We start from the raw sequence: 17853 nt of genomic DNA, 5'->3' as shown, positions 1-17853 counted from the left end.
ATTTGCTCGGATGCCGTGGGCTTGGGCTGCGTTTTTTTACTCATGCCCACGAGCTTAAAAAGTCTTGCAGCGGATGTCCCGACAAATCTACTTAGCATTTATCCATCAATAGCTTCTAACTGAGGATGCATGTCCGCTGGCCTGCCAGCCTGCCACGAGCTGTGCCTCAGCCAGCCTTTGCTTTGGGTGAAGACAGAGTGGGCCTAAGCAAACCGTCTGGTCGTTCAGCGGCAAACCGTGCCTGGAGAAATTTCCGGGCGCGGTGTTCAATGTATGGAATGCACAGCAACGCTGTGTAATGACCCGTGGGCAGGAGGACAGTCTCAGGCCGGCCGATGCTCTTTCGCAGCGCCCACCCTTTCTTGAACGGCACAGTGGTGTCGAAGATGCCCAAGACCAGCATCGCCCGTTGCGGATCGATACACGGCGCCAGCGTCTTCGGGTCCCACACAATCGTTTGCCGCAACTCTTCCTCGACGCGCTCCCGTGGCAATTGGCGCTCGCGTAAATACGCTTCGCGACGACGGACAACCCCTTTCTCCGTGCTGTGGGCCAGAATGTAGGGCAGGTCTTCGCCAGCCAGACCGAGCACGGCGGCCCGCACTCGTTTGTCCAGGGCTGTGAGCATCGTGCCTTGAATCCCCCCCATGCTGATGCCGAAAACTCCAATCCGGCCGGCGTCCAACTCAGGGCGCGTCTCCACCCAGTCGATGACCCGGCGCAGGTCTGCCAGGCGCTGTTTCATCCAGTCATTGATAGTGGCAATTTCGTTGAGCTCGCGGGCAATTTTGGTCCGGCGCACGATCACCACCGAAAAACCGTGCCGGGCAAAATAGCGCGCAAAGAACCGCTCGATCTGGTAACCTCCACCCGACACCGGCAGCAACAGAATGACGGGATTCGTGCCTCGGGCAAGCTGGTAGTATTCGAGGACGGTTGGCTTGCTGACCGGGTTGGAGTCAACCGCCAGTTCAACCTGCTTGACGGTGTAGCTCTGGCGGGATTCAAGTTCCTTCTCGTGGATTCCGGAAGCGATTGTTCCGGCGCGCTCATAACTGTTCGTGGCCCAGGCCGGCAACGGGGACGGCTTCGCTCGAATGGATCTCGACGCCGGCAAATGCACGCAGCCGGAAAACAGCAACGCCCCAATGAGCACGGCTGCCAGACATACCGGGTGGTTCGCGTTCAAACTTCGACGACGCCTCATCCGGTCACATGATCCACGCGAAATTCTGAAAGGCAAGTTCTTGCTCCAAATTCTTGCGGCCAGACCAACGCGCTTTTTTGGCGGAGCCAAACTTTCAACGTGCGTTCGGAAATTTATCTCCGTATGTTCCCCGCACATTTTTTATGGCGACGATCAAACCATTTGCCGCGCTACGACCCAAACCCGAACTGGCCGCCCAAATTTGTGAGCTGCCCTACGACGTGATGTCATCAGATGAGGCCCGCCAGATAGCGGCTGGCAATCCGCTTAGCTTCCTGCACGTCAGCAAACCCGAAATTGATCTGGCGCCGGGCACGGACAGTTACGCGACGGAAGTTTATGCCAAGGGAAAGGAAAACTTCACAAAATTGATCCACGACGGCGCGCTCCGGCAGGACGCACAACCGTGCTTTTATCTCTATCGCCAGATCATGGGTCAACACAGTCAGGTCGGTCTTGTCGCTGCGGCAAGTTGCGAAGAATATCTGAATGGTGTCATCAAGAAGCACGAACTCACGCGCCCGGACAAGGAGGACGATCGCGTCCGTCACATCGAAGCGCTCGACTCGCAGACCGGTCCGGTGTTTCTCACATATCGCGCCCTCGCGGCGATGGATGAGTTCGTTGCGAAGAAAATCTCCGAACGACCAGGCGTGGATTTTACCGCGAAGGACGGTGTGCGTCACACGTCGTGGACCGTCAGCGACCCGGCAGGCATCAAGTTCATCGCCGACCAATTCGCGAAGATTCCATTCTTGTATATTGCGGACGGACACCACCGAAGCGCAGCGGCTGCGCGGGTTTATCAAAAACGACGTAGCAGCGGACGTGAGTCCGCTCAAACTTCTCCGCTGGAAAATCAGAGCCGACTCACGTCGGCTGCTACGAATCGAGATCACAGTGCGCATTTTCTGACGGTGATCTTCCCACACAACCAGATGCAAATCCTGCCCTACAACCGCGTGTTGAAAGACCTCAACGGTCTGACGCCAGATGCATTGCTGCAGAAACTCGACGCGGTTTTTATTGTCGAACCGAACGGCGCGGCGAAACCGACGAATAAAAAGGAGTTCGGTTTTTACCTCGGCAGAAAATGGAACACGCTGAATTTCCGTCCGCACCTCACGACAACGACCGACCCGATTGAACAGCTCGACGTGACGTTGCTGCAAAAGAACGTTCTCGCTCCCATCTTCGGCATCGACGATCCCCGCACCAGCAAACGCGTCAATTTTGTCGGCGGCATTCGCGGCACCGCAGAGTTGGAAAAACTCGTGAACAGCGGCGCATACGCCTGCGCCTTCTCGATGTTCCCAACAAGCATTGAGGACTTGATGACCGTCGCGGATGCCGATGCCATCATGCCACCCAAGAGCACCTGGTTCGAGCCGAAGCTCCGCGACGCGATGTTTTGTCACATGTTGGAGTCCAAGCTTTAGCTTGTCTGTGAGTCAACGCGAGAGTGCGAACCAGCCTGATGGCTGAACTCCAACGAGCTTGGCGAAACGTTCCCATTCGTGATTTAATCCGCCCGTGCCCAAGAGCCGCCTCCAGCGCAGTCTCCGCGTGACCTTCCTCGGAATGGTCGTCAACACCGTGTTGGCGGCAGGAAAATTGGCGGCGGGCATCATCGGCCATTCGCACGCGCTGATTGCCGATGCCGTCGAATCCTTCGCGGACATTTTCAGTTCCGTCATTGTCTGGCGGGGACTGGTGGTGGCGGCGGCACCCGCCGACGAAGATCATCCCTACGGCCACGGCAAAGCCGAACCGATTGCGGCGGCGATTGTATCCACGATGTTGTTGTTCGCCGCGGCGGGCATCGCGTTGAAATCAATTGAGGGAATTTTTGAACCCCCGCGCGGACCGCAGCCGTTCACCCTGCTGGTCCTGGTTGTCGTCGTCATCATCAAAGAATCCATGTTTCGGTTCGTTGCCCGCGAATCCCGCGCGGTGGACAGCTCCGCCGTGCGAACGGATGCGTGGCATCATCGCAGCGACGCCATCACTTCGCTGGCGGCAGGCATCGGCATCACGGTCGCGCTGATCGGCGGGGAGGGGTTTCAAGCGGCGGACGACGTGGCCGCTCTCGTCGCAGCGGGCATCATCGCGTGGAACGGCTCGCGGTTGTTGCGACCGGCGCTCGATGAGTTGATGGATGCCTCGCCGCAGAAGGAGGTCATCGAACAAATCAGAAGGATCGCCGCCACCATTCCCGGTGTGGAGCGCGTGGAGAAATGCATCGTGCGCAAGATGGGCTACCACTACTTCGTGGATATGCACATGGAGGTCGATCCGCAAATGACAGTCCAGCGGGCGCATGGCATCGCGCACGAGGTGAAAGACCAGGTGCGCAGTCAACTTCCGGCGGTTTACGACGTGCTCGTGCATATCGAGCCATCGGGGCAAAAGTATGTAGCCATCTGATTGCCGTGGCCCACGAAACTCACTTCAAAGGCTGGGCCAAGCCCGGCCCGATCCCGCCGGGGCTGGCCGCGGGCGTGAAAGTTGAACCGCACGAAACACTGGATGCGATCAGCGGAAATTTCCGCCTATTTCAACTGCGCGACGGCCATCGTTTTTCAACCGACGACATCCTGGCTGCGTGGTATGCCACGAGTTGGTGTCCCGCGGCGCGAACCGCACTCGATCTCGGCAGCGGCATCGGCACGGTGGGAATGATTTGCGCGTGGCGTTTGCCGGGCGCGCGTTTCGTCACCGTCGAGGCGCAAAGTGAAAGTGTGGCGCTCGCGCGAAAGTCCGCGCGTTTCAATGGACTCACCGACCGCTACGAAATCCGCCTCGGTGATTTCCGGGAAACCTCGGAGCGCGGACAGCCTTGTCCGCGCGAACCAAACGCCACCGAGGAGCCCGCGGACACGGCTGTCCGCGCTCCGGGACAATGCGTGCTGCGTCCTGACGAGAAATTCGAATTAATCACCGGCAGCCCGCCGTATTTTCCGCCCGAGGGCGGCGTGAAGAGTGAGCATCCACAGCGACTCGCCTGTCGCTTCGAGTTACGTGGAACGATCGCCGATTATTGCGCGACTGCCGCCACGCATCTTGCGTCAGGTGGTTTCTTCGCATGCGTGTTTCCGACTGAGCCAGCGCAACTGGAACGAATTGAATCCGGCGCAAAAGCAGCGGGCCTGGTCATCGTCCGCAAACGCCCGGTGATCTTCCGCGAAGGTGAACCGCCGCTCATCGCGTTGTTTGGCATGATGCGTGCCGATGATTTACCCGAATGGTTTCGCGGGCAGACCTGGGAAGAGCCTCCGCTCATCATCCGCACGCGCGACGGCGGGATTCACCCTGAGTATTCGGCGGTCAAACTGGCCATCGGCTTTCCGCCATAGAAGCAATGAACAAATTTGAAACCGCAAAATACGCGAAATACGCGGAAGAATTCTTTTCCGAAATTCCTTTCCGCGTATTCCGCGTGTTTCGCGGTTGGAAATCCTTACTTCGTCTTCCCATAGTCATATCTTCCTTTCTCGGCCACGATCCGCTCAACCTGCGCCTTGGGGTAATGTCCGAAGTTCAGCAGCAACCCGAGCTTCAAACCCGTCGCCTTGAGATAATTCTGCACCTGTGCGCGGTGCTCGTCCGTCAGCTCCGTCACCGCCTTGAGTTCCAAGACAATTTTGTCGAAGCACACGAAGTCAGGTTTGTACTCGGAGCGAAGTGGACAGCCTTTGTATTCCAGCGCCAACGGCTTCTCTGCAACGAAACGGATTCCTTGTAATCGCAGTTCGATCTCCATGCACTCCTGATAAACCGGCTCAAGAAAGCCACAACCTTTCTCGCGGTAAACCTCGAAGCCCGCGCCGATGATTTTGTACGATTCCTCCTCAAATAACAGTTTGGTATTCATGGGAAAAGACTACAGGAACCGCTGAATACGCGAAATACGCGGAAGAAGATTTATAAGTCCATTTCCCCAAGTTATCCTTCAGCGTATTTTGCGTATTTCGCGGTTTGATTCCCTTTTGTTCCATTTTCTTTTTGCTCCCTCGGCCTCTTGGCTGTTTAATCTGCGCGCATGAAAATTGTTCTGGCATATTCGGGCGGATTGGACACCTCGGTGCTCCTTTCCTGGATCAAGGAAAAATACAACGCGGAGATGATCGCCTTCTGCGCCGATATCGGGCAGGAGGAGGAATTGCGCGGCCTCGAAGCGAAGGCGAAGAAAACCGGCGCGTCGAAGATTTACATTGACGACCTTCAGGAGGAATTCGCGCGCGACTTCATCTATCCGATGATTCGCGCGGGCGCGATTTACGAGGGACAATACTTCCTCGGCACGAGCATCGCCCGCCCGCTCATCGCCAAGCGGATGGTCGAGATCGCCAAACAGGAAAAGGCCGACGCCATCGCTCACGGCGCGACGGGCAAGGGAAATGATCAGGTGCGCTTCGAACTCACCGCCGCCGCGCTCGCGCCGGATTTGCAGGTGATTGCTCCGTGGCGCGACGCGCGGTATCGCAGTGAGTTCCCGGGCCGCGCGGAAATGATCGCCTACTGCGACAGGAAGAAGATTCCTGTGCAAGCCAGCGCGAAGAAACCGTTTTCTTCCGACCGCAACCTGCTGCACATCTCTTACGAGGCGGGCATCCTCGAAGACCCGTGGCTGGACGCGAGCGACAAGAAGTTTCGCGGCTCGTTCACCACGCTCTCCGTGTTCCCCGAAGACACGCCCGACAAACCGGAGTTCGTCACGCTGGATTTCGCGAAGGGCAATTGCGTGGCCGTGAACGGCAAAAAACTTTCGCCGCTCGGCGTGATGAAAACTTTGAACAAACTCGGCGGCAAACATGGCGTCGGGCGCGTGGACATGGTGGAGAACCGTTACGTGGGCATGAAATCGCGTGGCGTTTACGAGACGCCCGGCGGCGCGATCCTGCATTTCGCGCATCGGCAGATCGAGAGCCTCACAATGGACCGCGAAGTCATGCACCTGCGCGACTCGCTCATCCCGCGCTACGCGGAGCTGGTGTATTACGGCTACTGGTTCGCGCCGGAACGGCTGGCGTTGCAGGCGCTCGTGACCGAGAGCCAGAAGAACGTGACCGGCACGGTGCGCGTGAAACTTTACAAGGGCAACCTCATGGTCGCCGGCCGCAAGTCCCCGGTGAGCCTCTACAACCCGCACCTCGCCACGATGGAAGCCGACCCGACCAAAGCCTACAATCAGGACGACGCCACCGGCTTTATCCGGCTTAACGCCCTGCGCCTGAAAGTCGCGGCAAAGGTGCAGAGGAAGAAATAGACCCGTTTGAGGTCGCAAATTGCGATCTTAAACGAAATCGGAAGCTGCAACTTGAAGTCCCAAATTGGAACTTCAAGTTGAGCGGCAAGAATTTCAAGGTCACAACTTGTGATCTTGAACGAAGATCGAAATGCCGTTTGATATCGCAATTTGCGATATCAAGCCGATGATGAACCAATTGGCAATTTCGATAAGTTCGGGCATTTATCAGAACTTGAACCGGTCACAAATTGTGACCGCTTGGAAGAGCAACGAACATGAGCAAACAGAGCTTATCCCGCTTGGAAAACATCAGTTCGCTGATTCGGACGATTCGCGGGCAGAAAGTTATTCTCGATTCTGACTTGGCGCGCATCTTTGGTGTCCCGACATTCCGCTTCAACGAGGCGGTCAAACGCAACCGTCAGCGGTTTCCTGATGATTTCCTCTTTCAACTGACGCGCGAAGAGCATTCCAACTTGATATCGCAAATTGCGATATCAAGTTCGCACGGCGGGCGGCGCAAACTGCCCTACGCCTTCACCGAAAACGGCGCGATCATGGCGGCCAACGTTCTCAACAGCCCGGAAGCGGTGCGCATGAGCGTGTTCGTGGTGCGTGCGTTTGTGAAGATGCGCGAACTGCTCGGCGGCACGAAGGAACTCGCGCGCCAACTGGCCGCCTTGGAAAAGAAATTGACCGCGCGTCTCGACGGGCATGAAGTTGCCATTGTGGAAGTGCTGCAGCGCGTCATGGACATACTCGATCCGCCGCCGCTGCCCGAACCACCAAGGCGTGAAATCGGTTTTCACGCCGGGATGGCGGCAAAACAAAGAACCAAATCCAGACGAAAGAAAAAACCGTGAACTGCGCCCCCGCCCGGCTATAATGGCCACGATGGAAGCCGACCCGACCAAAGCCTACAACCAGGACGACGCCACCGGCTTCATCCGGTTGAACGGCCTGCGCCTGAAAGTCGCGGCGAAGGTGCATAAAAAGAAATAGCACCGCCTCGGCGGTGTGATAATCTCAAACTATGAGTGCCGTTGAAAAAATCAAATTGGCCGCCGCCGAGCTTGGCCCGGATGAACAATACGAACTGTTCCGTTGGTGGACGGGATCAGATGCGTTTCGCCAACGGCAACTCACTGCTTTGAAAGGTGAAATCACCAGCGGCATTGATGATTTGAACGACGGGCATTATCAGACTTACGACGACAAGAACGTGATGCAACTGGCCGAGGACGTTGGCCGGGCCGGACGCGAACGCCTGAAGAAATCTGGTGCATGAATCAATACCGGGTTTCAGCGGAGGCAAGGTCAGACTTGGATGAAATCTGGCTCTACATCGCACATGACAACCCGGCTGCGGCAGACAAATACATTCGCGCCATCGTCTCGAGGTTTCCGACGCTCGCCTCAATGCCGCACATGGGACGCGAGCGTCCGGAATTATCGCCCGGCTTGCGCAGCTTTGTTGTCGGTCACCATGTCATCTTCTATCGCCTGTTTGACGGCGGCGTTGAAGTTGTGCGGGTGCTGGACGGTGTAAGAGATTTGCCCCCGCTATTTGAATAAACAATGAATACGACGATGGAAGCCGACCCGACCAAAGCCTACAACCAGGACGACGCCACCGGCTTCATCCGGCTCAACGCGCTACGCCTGAAAGTCGCGGCGAAGGTGCATGGGAAGAATGGGCCGTAAAATGAACCATGAGCCAGCCCTAATTTGGATTTGAAATAATCCATCGTGCAATACGCTTGGGAAGTGGCGGTGGCAGGTGCGGGCATCTCCGGCCAGCCTAGCTTTGGTTGGGCCAGCATGTGCGCTCCCGGTCTTTCCACCGTCAAAATTATTTCAATCGAGCGGCCATATCTTTACCGCCAGTTCCAAGACTCACAAAAAAGGCTCACGGACGATTTTTGCGGAGAGCTTCAACGAATGCTGCTCGAAGTTTTTCTCGTTGGTCGGGACTCAAAATTCCAAACTGCTTCTTGGCTAAACCCAAGAGGGGTCTATCTACCAAAGGTGGCAGTTGACGATTTGACTCGTAATTTGCGATCAAGCTGTCGACTACCGCAGCTTCAATTCGGATTACTTTGGCGGCTTCGTCGGCAAGCGCTGTCAAAGAAGCGGCTTGAGTCGAACCTTGGACACTGGCAGATGAAGTGAGCGCTTTCTTTCCAGGCTGCGCACTTGGAAAAACACTTGGATGATGGACAAGAAATTTAGAGACGTCCGCGAGCGTCCACTCGTTGGTCGTGTCGGCTTCTTGAAGGAGAAATTGAGATTGGCTTCCACGGCATGGAGTAATTCCCAAAAGATGCACGCGCACGCCGAATTCTTGTGCTTGCTGAACTCCGACACGAACATCTTCGTCACCAGAAAGCAGCAAAGCGTCACCCATCGCGCCATTCCGCGCCAATGTAATCATGTCGGTAACAATCAGCGAATCTACGCCCTTCTGAAAACCAGCAGTGTTGACGAAACCCAGACGGAGCTTGACTCGAGGCTTCCCGGCAACAGCAATGTGCTGAGGAGTCGGACCAGTGGCTGTTCCATCATACCAATAAATCCTGAGTAACGGAATTCCGCTTAGGCGGACAGCGAGTTCCTCCAACGCATTAAAGGCGCGATCAAGGTCAATTTCGATTTCGCTGCGTCGGCAATTTTGACCGGTGAGAAGCTTTGAACCTTGTGCGAAGAGGTAACCAGCATCGACGAAGACGGCGATTCTTTTCATAATTTTTTAAGATACGTTTGAGATAAAATGCGAGCTCCCGCAGGAGCTCGCTAAATATGCAGCCTCGATTCAAATCTATATTCCGAAGCTGCGGAGACAATATGGCATCCTGCACTTTTCACGTCAAGCAGTGTTTTCATTAAATTTGGCTGTAAAACCACACGGTTTTTGAAGGAATACTGTGTCGCGTTTGGCGCTGTGCTGCATGCCGCAAACCCGCGCTCCGAATCCCAACGGCATTCCATCTATCAGCCTAGGGTTGGCGCGGAGCGACTACCCTGGGTCACCCGCCGTCGCTGCGCTATGGCGGGGCAGGTCGTCCAAAAACACATCAACCCCAACCCCGATAAACCGTATCGGGGCAGGCGGGGTTGCATCGCCGTCCCGCCGCGATTTGGTTCAACCCCCTCGGGATTGATTTCAATTTGTGATTCACTACCCAGCGTAGCCCGATTTCATCGGTCAACGCCGGGCTGAATGACGTAATCCCTTCAGGATATTTTCCCGTCACCGCCCGCCCCGTCGCGGCCTGCCATAAAGCGGTGCTAAAGCCACGCGCACTCCAAACGCTTCGCGACTGCCGGACGACTCGAAACCTCGCGAAGCGTTTGGTGCGTGCGTGTTCACCGCCGCTGTTCCCATCGCACGACATTCCAAAGAAGCGGCGAACGATTCTCCTTCCCCTCGGGGGAGAAGGCCGGGATGAGGGCGGGCGTTCAAACAAATCCTCCGGTGAGCTACCCGCCGCCGCCGTGCGTTACTTGCTCGCGGACGCCGGGGATTCAACCCGGTAAAGATGAGTCTTGGTTCTCAGGTAGAACGCCTTCCCGGACACCGCGGGCGAGGCCATGAAGCCGTTCGCCAGCGTGTTAGTCGCGATCACTTCCAAGGCGCGTCCGGGTTTGAGCACAGTGGTTGTGCCTTCCTGACTGAAGAAATACAACCGTCCATCGGCGTAAATCGGCGAGGCCGCGTATTTGCCGCCGATGCGTTCAGTCCAGACGACCTGTCCCGTGGCCGCTTCGGCGCAGGTGACGAAGCTCTCATCGGCCGCAGTGTAGATCAGACCATCCACGAGCAGGGGCGAGGCGTACTTGCCCACGCGCGTGGTGAGCTTCCACGCCACATGCGTGTCGGTAACGTTCCCTCGTCCGTCCGCTTTGACCGCCCACAGTTCTTTTTTTGTCAGGCCGGTGACGATGAAAGCGAGACCCTTGTCGAACAGTGGCCGAGGCGCGCTCGACCAGTCGTTGTATTCCACCCGCCAGATTTCGTGTCCCGTGCGCGGGTCGTAACCATACGATGCCTTGGCGCCGACGCTGATCAACTGGGCTTTCCCGCCGACGGTCGCGATCAACGGCGTGCCGTGGGACTTGCGCAAATCCCCATCCTTCGCCATTGGCCCCGGGACATTTTCGTCATTCCACACGACTGAGCGATTGGTTTTCCAAACGGTCTTGCCAGTCTGCTTGTCGAGGGCGGCGGTGTATTGCAGGTCGGCACCGTCGAAAGTCAGGATCAACAGATTTTCGAAAACGACTGGCGACGCCGACGGGCCGCGATAATGGCGGCAAGGCAGATCGCTCCGCCGCCACAAAGGCTTGCCCGTTTTGGTGTCCAGACACGCCGTGCCCGCGCTGCCAAAGTGGACGTAAACACGGCCCGGCTCGATCACCGGCGAAGGTGTGGCGTAACAATTCATGGAGGCACCGTTGCCGAGCGGCTCGGGGTTGTCAGTGTGGAAAACTTTCTCGTTGAAAAGCATCTTGCCGTTCTCCTTGTCCAAGCAAATGGCGAAGTAGTCGTGGCCATCTTCCATCGCCGTGGTCAACCAGACCTGACCGCCCAGCACGACGGGTGTGGACCAGCCGCGATAAGGGATTTCCGTTTTCCATTTGAGGTTGTTCGTCTCGCTCCAGTGAAGTGGCAGGCCGATCGGTTTGGTGTCGCCCGGCGCCGAGACATGGCCATCACCCCACGGCCCACGGAACTCCGGCCAGTCCCCTCCGGCTGCCGACCAGCCGAGGGTCAACATCATCACCACCAAGACTGAAAGGAATCCGCTCCAGTTCACGCGGCTTGACTCGCTGGGGCAGACGGAGAACAGGCATTGCTCATTGGTCATGGGAACAGAGTGACAAGGCAACCAAATCAAGTCAATGAGGTGGAAAATAAAATCGCCGGCCGATCGGCGGGCATTGACTCTGCCTGCATTGGGACCGGAAAGTTTCTGGTGCGCACGACGGGCGAACTCCCGCATGGCGCGTGGTCTGAACGACGAAACTGCTGTAGCGGGTCAGTGAAAGCCGGTTTTGGTTGTGAGACCGAAGGAGCGCGGCATTTATGCCGCTTCAACTCCCGAAGTGTAGAAGGCTTGAAATCGGACAAAGCGTAGCCGGTTGCGGAACCCTGACGCGGCTTAAATGCCGCGCTCCACTGACCCATTACAAACTGCTTGCGACCCCGCTTGAGTGACGCATAATATTGGCTGGAGGCTGTAAGTTACTGTCCGATGGTGTAACGGTAGCACAATGCCCTTTGGAGGCATTTGTCCTGGTTCGAATCCAGGTCGGACAGCCACGCGATAGGAATTGCGCGCGATTCGTGGCGTAACACGCGGTGTGACCTCTGGAGTTTGCCCCCTCACCCTTCCCTCTCCCCTCCAAGGGGGAGAGGGTGGCCTCCGGCCGGGTGAGGGGTTTGTATCTTATCGATTGTTATTGGCAAGCGCCTCTCGTCCGGCGTCAAGCAATTCAAGAATCCGGTCAACGTCATAGACGCAGCCGCCCCACGTGCCGCCCCCGGCGCGTTGCAGCGCGGCCCACAGCCGGGTGTCATCCGGCACACCGGGATCGGGGGACAGGTTTTCGTTCGCCGTCCGCCTCGCTAGAATTTCCGCGCCTTCCTCCGGCATGAAATGGTGACCGGCTTCACCCACAAAATCCACGCTTCCTTCCAGCCGTTGACGATCAATCACAATCCGGATGATGTCGCCTTCACGCAATTTGCCAACCGGCCCGCCGGCCAGGGCTTCCGGGCCAACATGTCCAATGCACACGCCGGTTGAAACACCGGAGAAACGAGCGTCGGTGATCAACGCCACATCTTTCCCAAAGGGCAAATGCTTGAGAGCGGAAGTAACTTGATACGTCTCTTCCATCCCGCTGCCAAGCGGCCCGCGCCCGATCAACACCATCACATCACCCGCTTTGATACGGCCCTGCTTGATGGCGGCGATCGCGTCCTTCTCGCGAAAGAACAGCCGCGCCGGACCTTCCTTGCGGCAAATACCATCGGCATCAGCGAGCGACGGGTCTATCGCCGTGCTCTTGATGATCGACCCCTCGGGCGCAAGATTGCCGCGTGGAAAAGTCACGGTGCTAGTAAGACCTCGGGCGCGCGCCTTTTCCGGCGACATGATGACTTCGTCGGGATCAATGCCATCCTGCTGTCGCAATATCTCCCGGAAGCGTAAGCGTCGCCCCGACTTTTCCCACCAATCCAAAATTTCATCCAGCGTTTGACCCGCAACTGTTGAAACGCTGGTGTCCAACAACCCAAGTCGCCGCAAGTGCAACATGACTTCCGGCACTCCACCCGCCAGAAAAACACGGACCGTCGGATGGTGCGTCGGTCCATTCGGCAGCACATCGACAATGCGCGGCGTCTGACGGTTGACCGCAATCCAATCGTCCACCGTCGGCCGCGCCAAGCCCGCCGCATGAGCGATGGCCGGCAGGTGTAAGACCAGATTCGTCGAGCCACCGAAGGCGGCGTGGACGGCCATCGCGTTGCGGATGCTGGCGGGCGTGAGAATGTCGCGCATCGTTCGCTTCCGCGCTTCGAGCTGATGAACGGCGCGCGCCGACCGCGTGGCCATATCAAGCCAGACCGGTTGCCCTGACGGCGCGAGCGCGGAATGTGGCAGTGACATGCCGAGCGCTTCACCAACAACTTGTGCCGTGGCCGCTGTGCCGAGAAATTGGCAACCGCCACCGGGTGTAGCACAGGCGCGACACGCGAGGTCGGCAGCTTCCTGCAACGAAATCAAACCGTGCGCAAAGCGCGCACCAATAGTTTGAATTGTGCCTGCGTCTTCGCCGTGTTCCGGCGGCAACGTGACACCACCTGGCACGAGCACACACGGCAAATCATGCATCGCTGCCAGCGCCATCATCATTGCGGGAAGACCTTTGTCGCACGTTGCGACGCCGATAACGCCCGCGCGTTGAGGCAACGAACGAATGAGTCGGCGGAAAATCAGTGCAGCGTCGTTGCGGTATGGCAGACTGTCGAACATGCCGGGAGTTCCTTGAGTGCGGCCATCGCAAGGGTCAGAGCAATAAGCGGCAAACGGAATCACACCGAGGGCACGCAACTCTTTCGCCGCCGCTTGAACCAGCATTCCGATTTCCCAATGCCCAGTGTGATAGCCAAGCGCGATGGGTTGTCCGTCCGGCGCGCGGATGCCGCCTTGCGTGCTGAGAATCAGGAATTGTTTGCGACCCGCCTCACTCGGATTCCAGCCCATCCCGGCATTTTGAGTGAGGCCAAACAGGTCGCCGCTCGGGCTCGCGCGCAGTATTTCTTCGGTGAGGGGAATCCGGCCGATCGGGCCGGCCGCGCGGGTTTGAACCTGATAAATCTCCGCACTGGCAGCGCGCAAGAGGTCGTCAGTCTCAGTCATAGGTGACACGAATGCTGCCACACCTTGAAGCGATGCACACGCAGAAAGCGGGGCGGCGGCAAGCGGCCCTTCAATTCCTTGGCAGCGTGAAGAAGAAATTTGTCCCGGTTCCGGGTTCACTCTTCACGCCAACTTCGCCGCCGTGCGCCTGAATAATGTGTTTCACGATGGACAACCCGAGACCGGTGCCGCCGGTTTCGGCGGAACGCGCACGATCGACGCGATAGAAACGCTCGAACACGCGCTCGCGGGCCGCTGTCGGAATGCCTGGCCCGTCATCTCGCACCCAAAGTTCCACTTCCGTTTCCGAACGTGGTTTTCCGCCGACGCTCACGCGGCCTGCGTCCCGTCCATATTTGATGGCGTTTTCAATGAGATTGAACAGCACTTGTTGCAAACGATCAGCGTCGGCCTGCGCCGTCAAACCGGCAGGCACCAGGTTCTCCAACGTAACTTTTCTTTCTGCTGCGCGCGCTTGCAGATCATCCATGACGCGCGCGGCCTCTTCCCGCAAATCAACCGGGTGCCGGTTCATGACGATCTGGCCGCTTTCCAATCGGGAAATCGTGAGCAGGTCTTCGATCAAGTAGGTGAGCCGGTTCGTATGCTTCTCGATGGTTTGCAAGAAGCGGTTGGCGGTTTCCGGATCATTCTTCGCGCCGTCGATCAGGGTTTCGACAAAACCTTTGATGAGCGAGAGGGGCGTGCGCAGTTCGTGGCTGACGTTGGCGACGAATTCGCGGCGGGTGTTTTCCAGTTGGCGAAGGCGGGTCAAGTCGTGAACGACCAGCATCGAGCCTTGCGGGTTTCCGTTCGAGTCGCGGAAGGCGGTAGCGTTGATCTCCAACCCGCGTGGGTTCAATCCCGGAAGTTCCAGTTCATAACCCTGCACGGTTTGTTCGTGGGGCAAACGGTTCACCAACGTTGCCAATTCCTGCTGGCGGAAGGCTTCCATGATCGTTTGTCCCCGGACATCGGCCGTCAAGGCGAACAGCCGTTGCAGCGATTGATTGACCAATTGAATCCGACCGGCGGCATCCAAAACCAGCACGCCTTCCGTCATGCTGTCGAACAAGGCCGATTGTTGCGCCTGTCTTTGGGCGAAAACCTGTTCGTGCTGCGTACGCACGACTTCGAGCGCGCGCTCTTGCTCCAGTTGTTGTGCGCGCAAGCGTTCGTAGCGGCGCTGCCACCAGAAGTGCAGCGCCACCGTGGCAACGAGGAGAAATGCGATTAACAAAGGCCACATGCGCCGAGTGGGTTCAATTCAAGATTGACCATGCATCGCCAGCCATGCGCGAAGGGTTGGACGGTTGATCGCTGAGGAATCATTCCTCCACAAACCGATAACCGACCCCGCGAACGGTATCGAGATATTTCGCGGCCGGGCCGAGCTTCTCCCGCAACCGCCGCATGTGCGTATCGACGGTGCGGGTGTCGATTAGGCGGTCGTAGTCCCAGACGTCCTTGAGCAGTTGTTCGCGGGACTGGACGCGCCCACGCCGTTGCACGAGCACGGTCAACAACTTGAACTCGGTGGCGGTCAGTTCAATCGGCTTGCCCTTCATGCTGGCCTGGTGTCGGGGAATATCAACGCACAGTTCTCCCAAGAGAATGCGTTCGGTTTTTTCCTTGGTGCTCTGGCCGCGCTGCAGGATTTTTTTCACCCGCAACACCAGTTCGCGCGGGCTGAAGGGTTTGGTCACGTAATCATCCGCACCCAGTTCCAAACCGAGCACGCGGTCGATCTCTGCGGCCTTGGCGGTGAGCATGATGATGGGAATGGCCGAGGTCCGCTGATCGCGGCGCAATATTTTGCAGACCTCCAATCCGTCCACTTCCGGCAACATCAAATCCAATATGATCAATGCCGGCAAGATCGAGCGGGCTTGCTTCAATGCCGCCTCGCCATCGGCGGCGGTCGTGACTTCAAAGCCCGCGGCCTTCAAGTTGAATTCAATCAACTCGACGGCATCCGGTTCGTCATCCACCACGAGAATCTTCTGCTTCACGGTTTTGAAATAGCACGCGACGAGCAGTGAAACAATTCAAACCGGGCAACGAACGGGTGACGGAATTGTGACGAATGGGTGACGAAGTTCACCAAGCTCCAAGCACCAACATCCAAGCTCCAGAGAAACTTCAAATTTCAAACACCAAACACAAAACTTCGTGAGCCATTCGCATTAGATATGATGTTTGGAATTTCTCTGGATGTTGGAGTTTGGTGCTTGGTGCTTTGGGTCTGTCATGGTCCAGCTGCTTTGGGTTGTCCCGGCGCTGGCACTGCGACCGGAGCGGGACGCGGTGGTTGCAAGACCGGGAATTTGATGAGCGGAAATTGTGGATGATTCGATTTGACGCTGAACTCGACTTTCTCATCGCGACCAATCTCAAATCCCTCCGGGAACGTGAGGGTGGCGATGAACTGGCGGCCAGGAAGGAACTCTTTTATCTGGATATCCACTCCCTTGGCGTTTACTGCCGGGTCAGTAAGTACCATGACGTTCGTCCCGTTGTTGATGATGGAGACCTTGGAAATCACGTTGCCCGTCAGCGGAGCCGCGGGAAGGATGATCTGGGGTGGCCCCGTCTCGATCACCTTCTGCATGTTTGCCAGGGCGGTGACGCTGATGACTGGCGTGTTGGTCGAAGAGGTCTTCAAGGAGATCTGCCCTTGCATATTCGCACCTTCCAATGGCGGCACAGTGCTAATGATCAACTCAAACTCCTTGCCAGGTTGGTTGGTCTTAAGTTGGGCGGTGAAGAGGCGGTTGTTGCTTTCCGGATTGGAGACGGTGAGCGGCTCATTCACGTTGTTGAGGATGCGCACCGTCGTCGCATTGGACGGCGATTCGGACGTGACCATGATGACCGCGAACTGCGGGGAAACTTCCACCGGCCGCCAAATGTTGCATTTGATCTGGAGGTTCACGGCGGGCTGGGTGGGGTCATTACAGGTCACAGTAATGGACTTTTCAACCGGGCCGCTGTAACTGCCGCTGTTGAACTGGATGGGAATGGAGCCGCTCTTGCCCGGCGCCACCGTTCGCGACCACTCGCCCGCCGCTGTGCAGCCGCAAGTCGGTTGCACGTTGCTGATTTCCAACATTTGGTTGCCCACGTTGGTGAAGAAGAATTCGTGTTTGACCACATCGCCGCCGTTCACTCTGCCAAAATCAAACTCTGGAGTTGCAAACCGGATCCTCGGTCCGGACGCAACGGTGGCAGGCGACACGCCGCTCGCTGCTGAGAGCAAAGGCTGGACCGGCACCGATCCCGGAATTGTCGGTTGCGGCGACGTTGCGGTGCTGGGCGGTGGGGTTGGGCTTACAGCGACGGTGGTGTCCGTTTTGCGCCCGGATAGTCCCGTTGCGGCATACAGCAGCAACCCGGCAACTCCGGCCATCGCGGCTATTATGGCGATGGTTTTCGCCGACCTGGATTTATTCTTTGCTTTCATGCTCTACGCGCTGGCCTCATTGTTGTTTGCCGACTCAATACCTGACCGCAGCCTCGCCGCGTATGCCTCGAACAGGCGGCGGATTTCGTCCCGCACGCGCCGGAACTCCGCGAGCCTTAGTTCTTCGCTGCCTTCGGCCCTGGCCGGGTCGTCGAATTCCCAATGGTTACGGTTTACCTGACCGGGAAAAATTGGGCAAGCCTGGTCTGCATGACCGCAAACCGTAATGACCGTATTGACCGGCCGCGACAGGAATTCGTTCATGTGCTTCGAGCGGTGGCCGGAGATATCAATGCCGATTTCGGCCATGACTTTGAGGGCGAGCGGATGAATGAAGCCAGCGGGCTGGCTGCCGGCGCTTTGCACATTGACGAGATCGCCGGCTGCGGCCCGCAAAATTCCTTCCGCCATTTGACTGCGGCAGGAGTTGCCGGTGCAGAGAATCAGAACTGTGGGCTTCATGGGTTGGGGATACATTCAATACTCAACATCAAAACTCGAA

The 17853-nt window shown here is 57.5% G+C and carries 16 protein-coding genes and 1 tRNA gene; 8 read left to right on the top strand and 9 right to left on the bottom strand.

The window, feature by feature from the left end:
- Nucleotides 1-166: 166 nt before the first annotated feature.
- The gene (locus HY298_07245; protein ID MBI3850068.1) at nt 167-1189 is read right to left on the bottom strand and encodes a hypothetical protein; all 1023 of its coding nucleotides are present in this window, start codon (nt 1187-1189) and stop codon (nt 167-169) included.
- Nucleotides 1190-1350: 161 nt separating this feature from the next.
- On the opposite strand from HY298_07245, the gene HY298_07240 reads away from it, so the two are divergent.
- The 3 genes from HY298_07240 to HY298_07230 all read left to right on the top strand — a co-directional run bounded on the left by HY298_07240 (nt 1351) and on the right by HY298_07230 (nt 4563).
- A complete protein-coding gene (locus HY298_07240) occupies nt 1351-2646 on the top strand; it encodes a DUF1015 domain-containing protein (GenBank protein MBI3850067.1) in 1296 nt (431 codons plus the stop codon).
- A gap of 142 nt (nt 2647-2788) precedes the next feature.
- Nucleotides 2789-3634: a cation transporter gene (locus HY298_07235; protein ID MBI3850066.1), complete on the top strand. Its 846-nt coding sequence runs from the start codon at nt 2789-2791 to the stop codon at nt 3632-3634.
- A 5-nt stretch (nt 3635-3639) separates the two neighbouring features.
- Nucleotides 3640-4563 (top strand): methyltransferase, encoded by a 924-nt coding sequence (locus tag HY298_07230; GenBank protein ID MBI3850065.1) that lies wholly within the window; start codon nt 3640-3642, stop codon nt 4561-4563.
- Between the two features lie 104 nt (nt 4564-4667).
- Here HY298_07230 and HY298_07225 read toward each other — a convergent pair whose 3' ends face one another.
- Nucleotides 4668-5081, bottom strand: coding sequence for a GxxExxY protein (locus HY298_07225; GenBank protein MBI3850064.1), 414 nt, complete (start codon nt 5079-5081; stop codon nt 4668-4670).
- Nucleotides 5082-5249: 168 nt separating this feature from the next.
- Here HY298_07225 and HY298_07220 point away from each other — a divergent pair, with 168 nt between their 5' ends.
- The 4 genes from HY298_07220 (at nt 5250) to HY298_07205 (ending at nt 8033) form a co-directional block, all read left to right on the top strand.
- Nucleotides 5250-6476, top strand: coding sequence for an argininosuccinate synthase (locus HY298_07220; protein MBI3850063.1), 1227 nt, complete (start codon nt 5250-5252; stop codon nt 6474-6476).
- A gap of 257 nt (nt 6477-6733) precedes the next feature.
- Nucleotides 6734-7321 (top strand): ORF6N domain-containing protein, encoded by a 588-nt coding sequence (locus HY298_07215; GenBank protein ID MBI3850062.1) that lies wholly within the window; start codon nt 6734-6736, stop codon nt 7319-7321.
- A 170-nt stretch (nt 7322-7491) separates the two neighbouring features.
- The gene (locus tag HY298_07210) at nt 7492-7746 is read left to right on the top strand and encodes a hypothetical protein (protein MBI3850061.1); all 255 of its coding nucleotides are present in this window, start codon (nt 7492-7494) and stop codon (nt 7744-7746) included.
- Nucleotides 7743-8033 (top strand): type II toxin-antitoxin system RelE/ParE family toxin, encoded by a 291-nt coding sequence (locus tag HY298_07205; GenBank protein MBI3850060.1) that lies wholly within the window; start codon nt 7743-7745, stop codon nt 8031-8033. The genes HY298_07210 and HY298_07205 overlap by 4 nt, the downstream gene beginning before the upstream one ends.
- A gap of 334 nt (nt 8034-8367) precedes the next feature.
- On the opposite strand, the gene HY298_07200 is transcribed toward HY298_07205, so the two are convergent.
- Nucleotides 8368-9201 (bottom strand): NYN domain-containing protein, encoded by an 834-nt coding sequence (locus HY298_07200; GenBank protein MBI3850059.1) that lies wholly within the window; start codon nt 9199-9201, stop codon nt 8368-8370.
- 757 nt (nt 9202-9958) lie between these two features.
- Complete coding sequence (locus tag HY298_07195; protein MBI3850058.1) at nt 9959-11326, bottom strand: PQQ-binding-like beta-propeller repeat protein; 1368 nt, start codon at nt 11324-11326, stop codon at nt 9959-9961.
- Between the two features lie 381 nt (nt 11327-11707).
- On the opposite strand from HY298_07195, the gene HY298_07190 reads away from it, so the two are divergent.
- A tRNA-Gln gene (locus tag HY298_07190) sits at nt 11708-11781 on the top strand.
- Nucleotides 11782-11908: 127 nt separating this feature from the next.
- On the opposite strand, the gene HY298_07185 is transcribed toward HY298_07190, so the two are convergent.
- The 5 genes from HY298_07185 to HY298_07165 all read right to left on the bottom strand — a co-directional run bounded on the left by HY298_07185 (nt 11909) and on the right by HY298_07165 (nt 17813).
- Nucleotides 11909-13888, bottom strand: coding sequence for a YjhG/YagF family D-xylonate dehydratase (locus HY298_07185; GenBank protein ID MBI3850057.1), 1980 nt, complete (start codon nt 13886-13888; stop codon nt 11909-11911).
- A 70-nt stretch (nt 13889-13958) separates the two neighbouring features.
- Nucleotides 13959-15137 carry a PAS domain-containing protein gene (locus HY298_07180; GenBank protein ID MBI3850056.1) on the bottom strand — a complete coding sequence of 393 codons (1179 nt, stop codon included), beginning with the start codon at nt 15135-15137 and terminating at the stop codon, nt 13959-13961.
- 79 nt (nt 15138-15216) lie between these two features.
- A complete protein-coding gene (locus HY298_07175) occupies nt 15217-15900 on the bottom strand; it encodes a response regulator transcription factor (protein MBI3850055.1) in 684 nt (227 codons plus the stop codon).
- A gap of 236 nt (nt 15901-16136) precedes the next feature.
- Entirely contained in the window at nt 16137-17351 is a 1215-nt protein-coding gene (locus HY298_07170; GenBank protein ID MBI3850054.1) for a DUF1573 domain-containing protein, read from the bottom strand.
- Nucleotides 17352-17354: 3 nt separating this feature from the next.
- Nucleotides 17355-17813 (bottom strand): arsenate reductase ArsC, encoded by a 459-nt coding sequence (locus HY298_07165; protein ID MBI3850053.1) that lies wholly within the window; start codon nt 17811-17813, stop codon nt 17355-17357.
- Between the last annotated feature and the right edge of the window lie 40 nt (nt 17814-17853).

The organism is Verrucomicrobiota bacterium (assembly GCA_016200005.1).
In the GTDB taxonomy this organism is placed as follows: domain Bacteria; phylum Verrucomicrobiota; class Verrucomicrobiia; order Limisphaerales; family PALSA-1396; genus PALSA-1396.
Note: the sequence above shows the minus strand (reverse complement) of the source record. Positions and strands in the feature narration are given on the sequence as shown.